The sequence below is a fragment of the Providencia sp. PROV210 genome, assembly GCF_028479445.1.
Taxonomy (GTDB): Bacteria; Pseudomonadota; Gammaproteobacteria; order Enterobacterales; family Enterobacteriaceae; genus Providencia; species Providencia rustigianii.
This window is the reverse complement of record NZ_JAMPNQ010000004.1, coordinates 39094-54549: the sequence shown is the minus strand read 5'-3', so window position 1 is coordinate 54549 and position 15456 is coordinate 39094. Positions and strand designations below refer to the sequence as shown.

Genomic DNA, 15456 nt, shown 5'->3' with positions numbered 1-15456 from the left:
ATTTTGGGTACTTTTGACAACTTATGTTAGGATGCGATGGAAAATATCAGGATATGAGTATGCGAAATTTAAAAAACCACCAGTATCATTGGCAAGATATCGTTAGTGCAGGAATAACAAATTTAGACAAAAAGCAGAATACATTATTGTCTACGGATTATGTCACTCTGTGTGTTTGTCGGCAGGGGCGAGGTGTTTTTAATATTAATTTCAAACAATATCTAGTACGTAAAAATGACATTTTAGTATTGTATGACGATACATTTTTAATGTTAAAGAAAAAATCTAAAAATTTTTCAATTGACTACATTATGCTAGATAAAAGATTTGCAGCCGATGTGGCTTTTGTTTTACCGAATCCATTATTTGCATTCTTTAATATTTATCCTGTTTTACCCATGACACAACTACAATCAACGCTGTTTACACATTGGCATCAACTTCTGCTTTATTATCTTCAACAACAAAGTGAGTTTAGCAAACTGCAATTACGTCATCATTTGCAAAATTTTTTCTTAGAAATAGCGAATCAAGTTGAACAGTCAAATATTGATTTGCAGGAAGATCGTAGCCGTAAATCGCAATTATGTTGGCGATTTTGGGATTTGATTACGAAGTATTGTAAAACACATCGAGACGTTAAATTTTACGCTAAACAGCTGTCTATTACGCCATTTTACTTATCTCAGATTACAAAAGATTTCTTTAAAGACCCACCTAAAGCATTAATTGATAGGCAGGTTGTTTTAGAGATCAAAGCATTGCTGGATTTAGGTACCTTATCTATTCAAGGCATCGCCAATGAGCTTAATTTTGAAGATACCTCCTATTTGTGCCGTTATTTCAAACGACAAACTGGGATCACACTCAGTGGGTTTAGAAAACGCCCAACTAAGGATTAGCTGGGTTCGATTTTGGTTGTATGTTTTTTGATAAAATCAATAAAGCAGCTTAGGCGAGGGGAAACTGCCTGATTTCGATAATAAACCGCATTGATTGGCTGTTTCATCGAGATAGTTTTATGTTCAAGAACTTGGACGAGGCGGCCACTGGCAAAGGCATCTAAAGTCACAAAGTCAGCGGAACATAAAATTCCAGTGCCTTGTAATGCTAAGTGGTACAAAACTTCACCGCTAGCGCCCGCAATATTCGGATGAATTTTCAATAAGTTGCCACTAGAATCTTCTATTGGCCAATAATTCAATGATTCCGGTGTTGTAAACCCGAGCAGGCAATGTTTGTTTAGATCCTCGATATTTTGAGGAGTACCATATTTCTCGAGATAAGTAGGGCTTGCTACGAGCCTTTTTTGGCTATAGCCAAGTAACGTAGCGCTTAGGGACGAATCCTTCAATGTTCCGATCCTAAAAGCGACATCGGTCTTTTTTTCTAATAAGTTAGTAATGCCTTCATTATTATTGATCTCTAACTCAACTTGAGGATATCGCTCATAAAATAGAGGAATTAGAGGAGCGATAACATGGGTCAAGAAAGGGGTGGAGGCGTCAATTCGTAATTTACCTGATGGGATAGATTGTCTGGCTGAAAGCAAATCTTCAGCTTCTTGGGCTAAATTGACGATTTCTCGCGCTTTTTGCAAGAATGCAATGCCTTCTTCACTCAATTTAATCGAGCGTGTGGTGCGATAGAGTAATGTGGTTTTAACTTTTTCTTCTAATCGCAATAGTGCTCTACTTACCGTAGATACAGTCATACATTGTTGTTCAGCAGCACGAGTGATTGACCCGCTGTCGACCACACTAATAAAGGTTTGTAACTCATCTAAAGTAATTTTCATTGTTGCAATTCCCGCAAAAGTTATTCCCACCTTAACGGGTTTTTCTATGTCATTCAATATGGAAAAATTGCCGTCGGTCAATTTGGATAGTTTTATTAGGATCTTAAAATGAGAATAAATACTGCGCTTATTGCATTATCAATAGGGGCATTTGCTATTGGTGTCACTGAGTTTTCACCAATGGGAATGATACCGTATATTGCTGAAAATATTCAGGAAGATATTCCTTCTGTCGGTGCCGTGGTTGTGATTTACGCGCTTGGGGTGATGATTGGTGCGCCTATAATGACATTGTTGCTGGTCAGTAAACGCCCAAAAGTAGCTTTAGTGTTTTTAATGTCAATATTTACAGTAGGCAATTTTCTTTCTGGGCTATCGCCTGATTTGGTGACGTTGTCACTTTCTAGGCTAATTACAAGCTTAAATCATGGTGCTTTCTTTGGGCTAGGTGCAATAGTCGCAGCCAATGTAGTTCCCCCGGGAAAACAAGCCAGTGCGATTGCTGCCATGTTTATGGGACTAACCATTGCGGGAATTGGAGGGGTACCTTTAGTGACCAAATTAACTCAGTTAATAGGCTGGCGAGAGGCTTTTTATGCGATTTCAGCATTAGGGCTGGTGACGATTGTGAGTTTAATTTTTGCAATTCCTAGTCATCTTCAAGGCAGTACTGTGAATGTAAAAAATGAACTGCGTATTTTAAAACGTCCATTAGTGATGCTCGGCATGCTGTCTACAGTATTAGGGGCAAGTGCAATGTTTACCTTATATACATTTATTACACCGATGCTGATGCACTTTATTAATGCGTCTGACCAAACAATAACTATTATGTTAGTGGTCATTGGTGTTGGATTTAGTATTGGTAATTATCTTGGCGGATATTTTGCAGATAAATCCTTATACCCTACATTAATGTTATTATTTCTATTGTTGGCGAGCAGTATGGTGCTATTTCCGTTTATTGCGGTTAATACATTAGGCGCAACATTAGGTTTATTATTCTGGAGTATTTGTAGTTTTGCATTAGTACCACCGATTCAAATCTTAGTGATGAATGCGGCTGTTGGGGCGCAAGCACTGGCATCCTCTGTTAATATTGGTGCTTTTAATCTTGGAAATGCCATTGGTGCTGCCGTTGGGGCGGGTATTTTATCCCATGGATATAGTTATACCGTTATTAGCTTCACGGGAACCTTATTAGCATTGATGGGTAGCATGGTTATTTTGCTTATCATTCGTAAGAAAAATCGACCCGACCAGGAACTCAACGTTGTCTGTGTTTGCCATTAAACGTAAAACGTTGGAAGCGTTATAGACCACCATGTAGGTCTTAAAAAGTTCGCATAAAATGATTTTTCAATCTGGAAAAAGAAAGTAGTTACCAGAGAATCCCGCTAAGGAGGGTATCATTAGCGGGATTTCTTTTAGATAGCCAAGGTTTGATTATTTTTTATCCTCATGCCATTCAACATACTCAGCCAAGCCAGTACCGTCACAACCATCAGAATAATAAAGATGGAATAAGCCGGTAGTTCGGTTAGCACGAATCCTGTCATCATTGGGTTAAATGCACCTCCCAATAACCCCAGTGCTTGTGCTGAGAAATAGCTCGATTTCATGCCTTCGGGAGCAATGCTATCAATCAGCATATATTCTCCCGGGGCGTAAATAAGCTCACCGAGGGTGAAAATAAACGAGCCCAGTGCCCATAGATAGAGATTGTTTCCAGCCCCCATAAATACCGCTAAACCAGCAACAAAGAACATACTGCCTATGGTCATTAGTCGCCTTAAATTTTCAGGCGTAATTCGCTTACCAACCGTATATTGCAAAGAAACAACAACAATCGCATTCACCGGTAAAATCACCCCAATAACAGCTTGAGCAAAATCGCTATTCGCAACGGTAATAATATATTGGGAGATCCATGTCATGAATGAACCGAATACCAATGAACCGAGGAATGTGGAGAGAATAAACCACGCTAATGCACGGTCGTGTAGCATCGCTTTTGGGTTCCATACCCGTGGTTGACCATCGACATAACTGGCCGGTCTCGTACTTTGAACGAAGCGTTGAATAAAAAAGATAGGCGCAGCTGCAGAAATGGCCGCGAGCCAAAACGGTAAATTAACGCTGTACATCAGCAACCAAGTGCCGATGGGTGGGCCAACTGTCCATCCAATATTAATAAACGTGTAATTAAGGGAAAATACTTTGGTTTTAAGGGCTAAGGAGAGTGTATCCGCAAAATAGCCTTTTAAGACGGTAGAAAATACAGAATAAGAACAGTTTATTAATGAGAAAAAAACGGTTACCAATAGTGCGCTATTCATCAATGGAATGGCGATAAAACCACAAATAAATGCAATGACCGCAATTAACATGCAGCGTTTTTTATCTATACGGTCTGCGAGTATTCCGAACCCCATACTAAAGAGTACACCAACCGTTAACGCGATTGTCATGGCAATACCCACAATGTCGATTGCCATGTGGTACTGCCTTGTGAGGTAAATCGCCATAAATGGTAAAGTTGCACCGCGCCCAATAGTGAGGAGAAGTGAGGAAACTAACAGCGCTGTATTGGAGATATTAGATTTAGACAACATGACTCACGACCTAGAAGACAATATTTTTGTTATACACATGTTTTATGCAAATCAGTTATATAAAATACATAAAATTAGTACGCTAATAAATGGCTTGTAGGAAGTGAAAACTAAAACAATATTTTGAGTAGGCTATTGTGCCATTGCCAATCAATGATCTGGCTATGAATCGAGCTTTAATCTTTAGCAGAGTTATCTGCTGCTAACATAACTGTCTAAAAAATAAATCAATTATTCTAATTAATTAAAATAGAGCCATCTTAAATTATTAATAGACAAAGAGCGCAATAAATTGCGCTCTTATACTGGGTCAATATCTCAACAAATTATAATGATGCGATAAAGATGCGACGGCTAACTTCCGGTGTAATATCCCCATGCTCACCTAATGTCACCATATTATGGGCCACTAAGCTGTCGACTAATGGTTCAACAACATCTTGGGTTAATTGATAATCTTTGAAACGCGTTTTAACTTGCATTGATTCAAAAAATTGGCGAGTTAACTCAATAGATTTTAACGCTTTTTCTTTCTCGCTACCGTCATGAATACCCCAAACTCGCTCAGCGTATTGCGCCATTTTAGCCTGCTTTTGCGCTAGTTTTTCATGCATCATGGAAGGCAATATGATTGCTAAAGTTTGGGCGTGGTCTAATCCGTATAGCACGGTAATTTCGTGTCCTAACATATGTGTAGCCCAGTCTTGGGGAACACCAACACCGATTAAACCGTTTAATGCTAACGTAGCGGTCCACATTAAATTGGCTCGGACATCATAATCCGTTGGGTTTTCCAGCGCTTTAGGACCAATTTCAATTAAGGTTTTTAGTAAGCCTTCAGCAAACGCATCTTGAACATTGGCATTGACCGGGTAGGTCAAATATTGCTCGATAACATGCACGAATGCATCTACAACCCCATTACTGATTTGACGAGGGGGCAAAGTGTATGTTTTAACAGGGTCTAAAATAGAAAATTGTGGAAATACTTTGTCACTCATAAACGCCAGTTTAGAATGCAGTTCTTCGCGGGTGATCACTGAGCCTTTATTCATTTCAGAACCGGTCGCAGGCAAGGTGAGTACGGTACCAAAAGGAAGGGCAGTTTTAATGGTTGATCCACCGCTGGTCACAACTTCCCATTTATCCCCGGGATAATTCACCGCAGCCGCAATAAACTTGGTCCCATCAATCACTGAACCGCCACCGACAGCAAGCAAAAAATCATAGCCTTCATTTTCAATTAGGGCGACAGCTTTGATTAATGTTTCATAACGTGGATTTGCTTCGATCCCACCAAAATAGCCAACTTGGCGACTTTTTAATGCATCCGTGACTTCATCAAGAGTGCCATTTTTTCGAGCACTTTCGCCACCAAACAGCACTAAAACTTTTGCATTTGTAGGAACTAAGCGATCTAGTTCGCCAATTTTGCCTTCACCAAAAACGATACGGGTTGGATTGTAAAACTCAAAATTATTCATATACAAACCTTTGTTGGGAATTGCAGGAAAAATCATTTGGCATCTGTAGATTTACGCCAGATCAAAAACAGTTACTTGATTATCAAATAATATGAATTGATATAGTATACGCCATAAAATATGCAGATTTTGTCATATTGTTTTATTTATAAATAAATTCGCTACTATATTGATTAGAGTTGAATTAAATAAACTAATATCCGATGTGATTGGGAAAAGAGTTATGCGTCGTTTTATCCATTTAGATCTTCCTCCTGAGCCTGTTATCAATGATAGGTGCGTGAGAAAGCGACTGAAAAATAGCCTCTGTGAAAACTGTGCAACCAGTTGTCCGGTAGACGCTATTTCTTTTGGTTTTATGGATGCGAAAATTGATGACCAACTCTGTTACCAGTGTGGTAACTGTTTGTTTAGTTGCCCAGTCGATGCAATTGAAAATATTCTTCCACATGAACGCACTTACCAAGATAGTGATTTGGTGATTAGCCATGATGAACCGTTAGCCAGTACAGAAGAGCTTATTGTATGGCACCGTCAATATGCTATCCGTGGGATGCAAATCCCTGAACCACTGGTGGATAAATGGTTACCTACGTTGGCAGCCTTAAATCTCAAGTTACAAGCACTACAAGAGCCTATCTGGCGATTAACAATCACTGAACCTGCTCCCGTAGATAGTGGACGCCGTAGAATGTTATTTCGTCAAAAACTGGATCTGCAACCCCTAGATAAAGGAATGGTGAAAACCGGTTTAAACGCGAGGAAACAATTCTATCCTGAAGATAGTTGGTTTCAGATTGAATTAGATGCGGCGAGCTGTATTTTATGTGGCGCTTGCGCCAAAGTGTGCGATGAGCAAGCGATTGAAATTGAAGATCACCAATTCAAAGTGGATGAGAAGCGTTGCACGGGATGTATGAGTTGTCAGGTGGTCTGTTTTCCACAATCTATTCATGTACATCCCCATGTTGCAAAAAATAGCGAACCTACGATTTATCATTATCATGATAGCACTTGCCAGAAATGCCAATTGCCATTCTTTTCATGGGAGCAGGATAAGAAAATCTGTCCTATATGTACCCAACATCAAAAACAAGGATGGTTGTAAAACGCTCCTAGAGGAGCGCTTACAATAATCCGCACTCAGTCAGACTTAGCAACCTTGCATATGCGAAATAATCATGTCGGCAATGATTGGATTTAACTCTGGCGGTGTGTCGTGTCCCATACCATCAATAATCTCTAATTCAGCATTTTGAATATTGTCAAAAATATCCTGACCTGAGGTAACTGGGAATAACGGGTCAACCGCTCCGTGGATCACTAATGTTGATGCGGTCACGTTGGGTAAGTGAGGCCTTAGATCACCAGTCACTACAGTGGCAACCAGCTGGCGTTTAGTTCCTTCAGGAGAATAATTTCGAGCTAAAGCTTGCAAAAGATAATTGCGGCAATGTTCTTCATTAAATGGGACGCAAGTTGAGCCAATTCGACGATAAAATGCGATTTGTCCGGCTAAATAGGCATCTAAATCTTGTTTAGGATCAGCACCAGAACTGGTGAGCATCTGCATAACGTCAGGTTCACTTGGTGGTAAGTTCGGATTACCAGTAGATGACATAATTGGGCACAGAGAGAGTACTCGATGGTTAGCTTTCGCCGCAATGATTTGAGCGATAAACCCTCCCATGGAGCGCCCGACAATATGCGCTTTTTCAATGGATAAATTATCTAATAACGCAATATAGTCATCAGCCATATCAAATAACGTATAGGGAACGTCAATTGGCTCTCCAGCCTGTAATTTCTTCGAGAGTTCAGCAATATCAATCGACGGATAATCAGATAAATGGGGTGATAGACCCGCATCACGGTTATCAGGGCGGAGAATATAGAACCCCGCATCGGCAATTTGTTGGCAAAATTCAGTGGTCCAACTAATGTTATGCCCCCCTAAACCGGGGATCAGTACAACGGCAGGGTTTTCTGGTTTCCCAAAAGAATCATAATACAGAGGTAAAGGCGCAGTATTTGTCATTTTATTTCCATGTTTTGTGACGATAGGCTATTTATGCAGTAAGTCTGTCTAAAAGGCTATGGCTAAAAACAGATAATCAATACCAACAAAAATACCTATCCTCGTTCCTGTTAACTTTTAGTAAACTCGCTATCTTTTTTTGCGTATAAATAGACAGACGCTCGAGAAACGCCAAGATGCTGGGCAATAGTATCCATAGATTTTCTGATATCCAGAAGACCTTCCCGGCGTAGTAATTCAATGAGAGCGACACGCTCATCCGCTTTTAGTGATCGTGGCGTCGCAGCAAGAGAGGCGGCAAACTGATCAATACGGCTGCGAATGGCTTCACTACCAATGGGCTCAAGATGCTCTTTAATTGGGCTGCAACCAACTTCGGTAAATTGAGAAAGCATGCTTTGCATACTGCGAAACTGTGTCATATCTAAATTTAAGCACAGTGCTGCAACGTATTGACCATTTTCATCTTTGATACCGATCGACGTACTTTTTGCCGGACGGCCATCTGGAAATTGGTTTGCATAATTGGCGATAATATTTGGAAAATCAGCGGATGCTATTCTGGCTAATCCTAATTCGGTCGTGGGTTCACCCACTTTGCGCCCAGATAGATTGTTATGAATAGATAAAATAGATCGCTCTGGATTTTTCAAATCATGGACAACCACTTCACAAAACGGGGCAAAAGTTTCACTGAGACCTTTTGCAATGGCTTCGACTTGAGCCAGTAGGCTATTTTCTTTTGGTTTTGCCATGACCATACCCCTTCATCTTTTCGATATCTTGTTCAATGTTAAACTATTTGTAGAAATTCTAATAGAGAAGGGGCATTAATTGCTTAAGCTAACATTAATTCTGCGAAGCGTTTAATATCCACATTTCCGCCGCTAACAATAATACCGATACGTTTACCGCGTAATTCTTCTTTCATCTTTACCGCCGCCGCAAAGGATAAACACCCCGTTGGCTCTACGACCATTTTCATTCTTTCAGCGTAGAATTTCATGCAGTCAACCAATTGTTCATCCGTGGCAGTCAAAATATCATCAACATTTTGTTGGATCAGGGCAAAAGTATAATGCCCAATATGTTGAGTTTGCGCACCATCCGCAATCGTTTTTGGGGTTTCAATATGCACGATTTTGCCACTTCTAAACGATTGTTGGGCATCATTGCCGGCTTCCGGTTCTACGCCATAAACTTTACAATTAGGGGATAATGCTCGCGCTGATAGCGCGCAACCGGACAGTAATCCGCCACCACCAAGGCAAACGAATAAGGCATCCAATTCGCCAACTTCTTCGAATAGCTCTTTGGCTGATGTACCTTGCCCAGCAATAATATGCGGATGATCAAAAGGTGGAATAATTGTAAGCCCCTGTTGGGTTGCCAACTCTTGAGTCAATTGCTCTCTATCTTGGGTATAACGATCAAATCTGACAACACTTGCACCATATCCCTCTGTAGCGGCCACTTTGACTTCAGGGGCATCCAGAGGCATTAATATTGTTGCAGGGATGTTCAAAATTTGTGCCGCCAGAGCGATCCCTTGAGCATGGTTGCCGGAAGAAAACGCAATTACACCGGCTTTTTTCTGCTGTGGCGTGAATTGTGCGAGTGCATTAAGTGCACCTCGGAACTTAAATGCACCCATCCGCTGAAAGTTTTCACATTTAAAAAATAATTCAGCCCCAAATTGTTTATTTATCGTTGAGGATGTCATTACAGGGGTTTTATGCGCAAAATTAGCAATGCGTGCAGAGGCAGCTTCAACATCTTGGTAAGTGGGTAATATTAATTCTTTCATAGTGTGACCCCATTGATTCATGATTTAGTTTGTTGCAACCGCGGTAGCTTCAATTTCTAAGCCAGCGCCGAAATGTAGCTCTGAAACGCCTGCTACTGCACGAGCAGGGCGATATTCCCCAATCCAAGTAGCATAAATTTGATTAAATACCTGCCAGTCATTCATATCTGCAATATAGACACGAACTTGAACAAGATGTTGCTTGCCCACGCCACACGCCGTTAAACAGGCCTCTAAATTTGACAATACTTGTTCGGCTTGTTGTGCAAAAGGCACATTTGTGTGGACTGTACCGTGGCTATCAACAGGCAGTTGTCCTGAAATAAAGATAAACCCATTGGCTGTCACGCAGTGCGAATAATGCCCGCGAGGCGGGATCAGCCCTTGAGCATTTGTGTAAGTAATCGAGTTTTTCATTTTCGTTTTCCAGTGTTCTAGATAGAATATACAAACAGTCTAATATTAGACTGTTGATCTAGTCAATGGATTTATGGTGTTTAAATGAGCAATAGCATGAGCAAAAAACAATGATTAAAGATACAAAAATGGATAAAAATAAATATAGCTGTTATTTCTGGAGTTAATTGTCATTGCGCCGTTATTGTTATTGAATCCCCCAATATTAAGAGATTAGTACAGTTTTTTGAGGGGGATTAATTGAGGATATTTAAATTATTGGCATTTAATTCCAAATGAAAATTTAAGTATAAAAATTAAATAATCAGGAATAAGAATAATCAAATTGAGACTCACCACAAAAAATGGTAAGAATTTGTTATATAAATACATTTAGGAAATTAACATGGCGAAAGTTACATTTGACCTTCTTCCAATTTATGGTGAAAAAGGGGCAACGGCAGGGCTGCAATATTTACAAGAAACCCTCTTACCATTAGCGGCATTTGAAGAAAGCTTACCCAAAGAGCTGTTTGACTATGTTATTGAGGGGAAATCCCCTGAAATTTTGATGAAACTGGGTCAATTAGATAAAGAAAAAGCGACCGTTTTATTAGACAAACCAGGTACTGTTGATTGGTGGTGGCCAGGTAATAATTTTGATGCTAACCCGTATTCAAAGCTGATTCGCCAAAGTAGAAATGCCCGTCATAAATTATATTCCAAAGTCGGTGATGACATTACCCCCATCCAAATTGCCCGCTTTGCAAAGGTGCTCGCAGCCATTTGCCAAGAAGCGAATATAAAAGTACTGACGCCTGAACTACCGTCATGGATGATGTATTTACTGTGTGATGCGTTTGGGACGACATTCGATAATTCCCGTAATGCAAAGTACGAGCATCGTAAACATTGGAGTTTAGAGCTACTCAGTCAGTTAGTTGAGACAGAGGCTGAGCAACCTGCCAATACCATTTTGTATGGTATTTTTGATCGCCAAAATCTCTCTGATTACCACTATGACCACCTAAATTTATTCTTTGCCATTCCGGGATTAAAAGCCTATTTACTGGCAGAGCAAGAATTTGTTAAGCAGACTTTGGTCAATACATTGTCAGCAGCAGGGCAAATTCAACTCATCGATCACCTGAAAAAAGATCAGGATCTGAGCCGCGAATTCGCTGATAGTTTAGTGTTATTTGCCACCAGCGCATTAAAAACAGTACGTACAGCCGCAGAGCCGGTGGTGGCAGTCTTACCCGCTGAATCTGTCAAAATGCATTTAACCAAAGTGTTATTGGAAGGCACCCCTAAACAGCGAACTCAAGCGGCGGATCTGTTTGCACGTATTGGTAAAGATCGTGATGTTCTTGAAGCAGCGTTAAACGTTGAAACCAATAAAACCGTATTAAAAAGTATTGAAAGCGCTATTTCCCGCTTCGACGTGATGGATACCGCGAATGAAGTGGAAGAGGTTGAGTTACCTGAAATTATTATGCTTGAAGATACGCCACTTCCTGAAAGTGCAGTTGATATTTTAGTGACTAACTTCCGTGAAATGGAGCAAAAAGCTAAAGAAAATGCGGAACGAGAATTAGAGGAAAATAAGCAAGAAAAACATAAATATACGTGGGCACAACGTCACTATGCTGAACTTCAAAAACACAACGAAGATGAGTGTGCGGGGATATTAACCAAACTAAATACCGGCGTAGGGGTGATTTCTGACCATGAATATAACGTCATTACGCATAAAGAACGCATCTCTAATCTTCCTGAGTTCACGTTATTTCATGCATTACGCTTGATAAACCATAACCGTCCAGATACCGATAATTTCTCAAGTTACCATATTACTCGAGGGCTGCCGCAACGGATTATTTCCCAAATAGAATTGCGTCAACTTGAGGCTGGACTTGAGCTGTGTCGTTTTAAAAACCCAAATCGCTTGATTGCCGATCTGTGTTTGCGTTCTTATACCGATGGTCTATCCATGTTTAAAGACGCGGAGCAGGTCTGGCCGTTCTTTATGCAATATCCTGATTTCTTAAGTGAAGCATTAGGATTGATCCCTCAGCATGAAGGTCACCGAAATTACCAAGAATATGATGCTGCCAACGCGATTGATGTCTTAGCATTATTTCCAAAGGTTCCTGCGCGCTTTATTCCACGGATCATGGAACTTGCCTTGGGGGAAAATAAAACCCACCGGTTAAGCGCCCAAAAATTATTAGAAACGTTGCCAAATATTCATGTGAGTGCCGCTGAGGGATTAGAATCCGGTAAGCAAGAAATTCGTGTCACGGCAATTGAATGGTTAGCGCGCTTAAAACACCCAGATTCATTAAAACCGCTGTATGCATTACTGAAGAAAGAAAAACGAGAAGTAGTTCGTGCGGCACTACTGACGGCTCTGGAACAACTCGGTGAAGATATATCCAGCTACTTATCGCCAAAAGTCTTATTATCCGAAGCCCAAACAGGCCTGAAAGGTAAAGCGCCAGCTAGTATGGCGTGGTTTGATTTAGGCGCGATCCCTGCGCTGAAATGGCAGGATAATAAAGCAGTCGATCCGGCGATTATTCGCTGGTGGATCATCCTTGCGGTGAAATTAAAAATGCCAGCAGGTAATGGGCTGTTGCAGCGTTATATCAGCCTATTATCCGTAGATAGCCAGCGTAAACTGGGTAGTTTTATTCTGAACAGTTTTATCAACCAAGATATTGCAGGCCCATCTTTGGAAGTCGCAATGGCAGAAGCTGAGCGAGATGCTCCTCAGCGGCTGGCTAACTATCAAAATTGGCTCAAACGCTGGCCAGAGTATTATTCACAATATGAAAATTACACGCTGGAGCAGACGTATAACGATATCAAAAATGAAGTTTTGCGCCGTTATTTAGGTTCTGCTATCAGTGATAAAGGCATGTTGGCGCTAATTTGTGGCATTGAAGGGCATATTGCCGTCACGATGCTCCGTAACTATATGCGTGACCATTATCAACGCCGTGCTCAAATCGAAGCGATGATTGACGCGATTGCAGTCAGTAATGACCCTCTGATTATCCAACTATTATTGTCACTGTCTCGCCGCTATCGGACAACCTCAGTACAGGAAAAAGCCCGTGGATTAGTTGCCATCATTGCACAGCGTAATGGCTGGAGTGCAGATGAGTTGGCAGATCGTACTATTCCAACCGCCGGTATGGATGAAACGGGGACATTGGTATTGGAATATGGTGACCGAACCTTTACCGCCAAGTTAGATGCCCAACAAAAATTGGTGCTATTTAACCCTGAAGGTAAAGAGATCAAAGCCTTACCTGCGGCGCGTAAAACTGACAATGAAGAACTGATTAAAGAATCGAAAAAATTACTCACATTAAGTAAAAAAGAACTAAAGCAAGTCATCGAGTTACAAACCGCCCGTTTGTATGAAGCAATGTGTGCAGAGCGTTTGTGGAGTACAGCAGATTGGCAAGAATATATTCAAAATCATCCCATTATGCGTGGCTTAATTGAAAGACTGGTTTGGCTAGAAGTTAAAGATGACCAAGTGATTAATCAGTTCCGTCCATCCGATGATGGGAGTTTGTTGGATCTTGAGGATGATGAGGTCGAATTAAGTGCGGATTCGTCAATCAAACTGGCCCATGCGGCGTTATTGTCTGATGCGGATCGTAAAGCGTGGATGGCGCATTTTAAAGATTACAAAGTGAAATTTTTGTTCTCACAAATGGAACATAAAATTCCTGAATTAGAGTTAACACTCACAGAAATTGAAGATAGAAAAGGTTGGGTCACGGATACCTATACGTTACGCGGCGTATTAACCAAGATGGGCTATCAACGTGGTCAAGCCGAAGACGGTGGAAGTTTTTGCCACTATTCGAAATATTTTGCTAGCTTAGATTGCTATGTATATATCGAATTTAGTGGAAGTTATGTGCCTGAAGAAAATATTCCAGCGGTACTTTATTCTTTGAGTTTTGACCAATCACAAAAAAGTTCATGGAATCGCAGCTATCTTGAATTGAAAAATGTTCCTCCGATCCTTCTGGCAGAAAGTTATGCAGATTATCTGAAAGTTGCTGATGCCTGTGCCGGTTTTGACCCTGAATGGGAAAAGAAAACCCCTTGGTAATTCAATAATTAGCACATTCATTTAGGAAACAGACATGGCGAAAGCAAAAAAATCAGACGGAAGTGTTCTGCGCGAAAGCGCAGAGGTGCGCTTCGCGGATGAACTTGAACGATTAACACAAGCGGATAAAGCTAACCCGAAACCACAAGGATGGCTACGTTCACCGAGAGCGGTTAGGCAATTTATTTTAGGGGATGAGTCACTGCAAATTACACCGAAGTTTTTCGGAGATGATGCGCTGGTAGATAGAGCGATAGTGACTTTACTCGGTAAACAAGGCCTCATGTTAGTGGGAGAGCCGGGTACGGCAAAATCCATGTTATCTGAGTTATTGGCCGCGGCAATTAGCGGGGATTCTGGGTTAACCATTCAAGGAACAGCGGGAACAACGGAAGACCATATTAAGTATTCGTGGAACTATGCGTTATTGCTTGCAGAAGGTCCGACAGAAAAAGCCTTGGTGAGTTCGCCACTGTATCAAGGGATGAAAGAGGGCAAAATTGTCCGTTTTGAAGAGATCACCCGTTGCCCACCGGAAATTCAAGATGTGTTGGTGAGCATGATGTCAGAAAAGCAAATGATGATCCCAGAAATGAAAGATAATGCGCGGATCAGTGCTAAATCTGGATTCAATCTGATTGGTACGGCGAACTTACGTGACCGTGGTGTTCATGAAATGTCATCAGCACTGAAGCGTCGTTTTAATTTTGAAACTGTAAAACCGATTCAAGACCCTGCATTTGAAATTGAGCTGATTAATAAGCAATTAGCGGCAGAATTAGGGGAGTTGGATGGAGAGGTAACCGTTCCGAATAATGTCATTGAATTATTAGTCACTACATTCCAAGAATTACGTTCGGGAAATACTAAAGATGGGGGAAGCATTAAAACCCCTGATGCAGTGATGTCCACCGCGGAAGCCGTCAATATTGCCTATGCTTGTGCGCTAGAAGCCCACTATTTGGGGGATGGGACATTAAGTGCAGGCGCGGTGGCTCGTCAATTAATTGGGGTGGTGCTCAAAGATAACGCGGATGACATCAAACGGATGCGTTATTACATTGATAACGTTGCACGAGAAAGAGCCAAACAGAGCCCTGAATGGAAAGCCTTTTTTGAAGCCTCGCGAGAGTTTTGGCAATAACGTTAGTCACTCAGAAATGGCCAAGGTCGCTTG

Annotated in this window: 12 protein-coding genes; 5 read left to right on the top strand and 7 right to left on the bottom strand. The window is 41.0% G+C overall.

Annotation, left to right across the window (positions count from 1 at the left end; translation table 11 throughout):
* Window positions 1-59 precede the first annotated feature (59 nt).
* A complete protein-coding gene (locus tag PR761_RS03345; protein ID WP_115164314.1) occupies window positions 60-902 on the top strand; it encodes a helix-turn-helix domain-containing protein in 843 nt (280 codons plus the stop codon).
* Here the strand turns inward: PR761_RS03345 and PR761_RS03340 are convergent.
* Window positions 899-1798 carry a LysR family transcriptional regulator gene (locus PR761_RS03340; protein WP_039854050.1) on the bottom strand — a complete coding sequence of 300 codons (900 nt, stop codon included), beginning with the start codon at window positions 1796-1798 and terminating at the stop codon, window positions 899-901. The genes PR761_RS03345 and PR761_RS03340 overlap by 4 nt on opposite strands.
* A gap of 108 nt (window positions 1799-1906) precedes the next feature.
* On the opposite strand from PR761_RS03340, the gene PR761_RS03335 reads away from it, so the two are divergent.
* The gene (locus tag PR761_RS03335) at window positions 1907-3091 is read left to right on the top strand and encodes an MFS transporter (RefSeq protein ID WP_112836771.1); all 1185 of its coding nucleotides are present in this window, start codon (window positions 1907-1909) and stop codon (window positions 3089-3091) included.
* Between the two features lie 134 nt (window positions 3092-3225).
* Here PR761_RS03335 and ydeE read toward each other — a convergent pair whose 3' ends face one another.
* Both ydeE and PR761_RS03325 read right to left on the bottom strand, forming a co-directional pair.
* Window positions 3226-4413 (bottom strand): efflux MFS transporter YdeE, encoded by a 1188-nt coding sequence (gene ydeE / locus PR761_RS03330; RefSeq protein ID WP_039854049.1) that lies wholly within the window; start codon window positions 4411-4413, stop codon window positions 3226-3228.
* 326 nt (window positions 4414-4739) lie between these two features.
* Window positions 4740-5897 carry an iron-containing alcohol dehydrogenase gene (locus PR761_RS03325; protein WP_039854048.1) on the bottom strand — a complete coding sequence of 386 codons (1158 nt, stop codon included), beginning with the start codon at window positions 5895-5897 and terminating at the stop codon, window positions 4740-4742.
* A gap of 223 nt (window positions 5898-6120) precedes the next feature.
* Between PR761_RS03325 and PR761_RS03320 the strand changes: the two genes are divergently transcribed.
* Entirely contained in the window at window positions 6121-7005 is an 885-nt protein-coding gene (locus tag PR761_RS03320) for a 4Fe-4S binding protein (RefSeq protein WP_115164317.1), read from the top strand.
* Window positions 7006-7050: 45 nt separating this feature from the next.
* Here PR761_RS03320 and PR761_RS03315 read toward each other — a convergent pair whose 3' ends face one another.
* The 4 genes from PR761_RS03315 to PR761_RS03300 form a co-directional block, all read right to left on the bottom strand.
* Entirely contained in the window at window positions 7051-7935 is an 885-nt protein-coding gene (locus PR761_RS03315) for an alpha/beta fold hydrolase (RefSeq protein WP_154611123.1), read from the bottom strand.
* A 110-nt stretch (window positions 7936-8045) separates the two neighbouring features.
* Window positions 8046-8690, bottom strand: coding sequence for a helix-turn-helix transcriptional regulator (locus PR761_RS03310; protein WP_039854046.1), 645 nt, complete (start codon window positions 8688-8690; stop codon window positions 8046-8048).
* Window positions 8691-8773: 83 nt separating this feature from the next.
* The gene (locus tag PR761_RS03305; protein WP_115164318.1) at window positions 8774-9742 is read right to left on the bottom strand and encodes a threo-3-hydroxy-L-aspartate ammonia-lyase; all 969 of its coding nucleotides are present in this window, start codon (window positions 9740-9742) and stop codon (window positions 8774-8776) included.
* Between the two features lie 24 nt (window positions 9743-9766).
* Entirely contained in the window at window positions 9767-10159 is a 393-nt protein-coding gene (locus PR761_RS03300; RefSeq protein WP_115164319.1) for a RidA family protein, read from the bottom strand.
* A gap of 385 nt (window positions 10160-10544) precedes the next feature.
* On the opposite strand from PR761_RS03300, the gene PR761_RS03295 reads away from it, so the two are divergent.
* Both PR761_RS03295 and PR761_RS03290 read left to right on the top strand, forming a co-directional pair.
* Window positions 10545-14279: a DUF4132 domain-containing protein gene (locus PR761_RS03295; RefSeq protein ID WP_154611124.1), complete on the top strand. Its 3735-nt coding sequence runs from the start codon at window positions 10545-10547 to the stop codon at window positions 14277-14279.
* Between the two features lie 34 nt (window positions 14280-14313).
* Window positions 14314-15423: an ATP-binding protein gene (locus PR761_RS03290; protein ID WP_006812978.1), complete on the top strand. Its 1110-nt coding sequence runs from the start codon at window positions 14314-14316 to the stop codon at window positions 15421-15423.
* The last annotated feature ends 33 nt before the right edge of the window (window positions 15424-15456 follow it).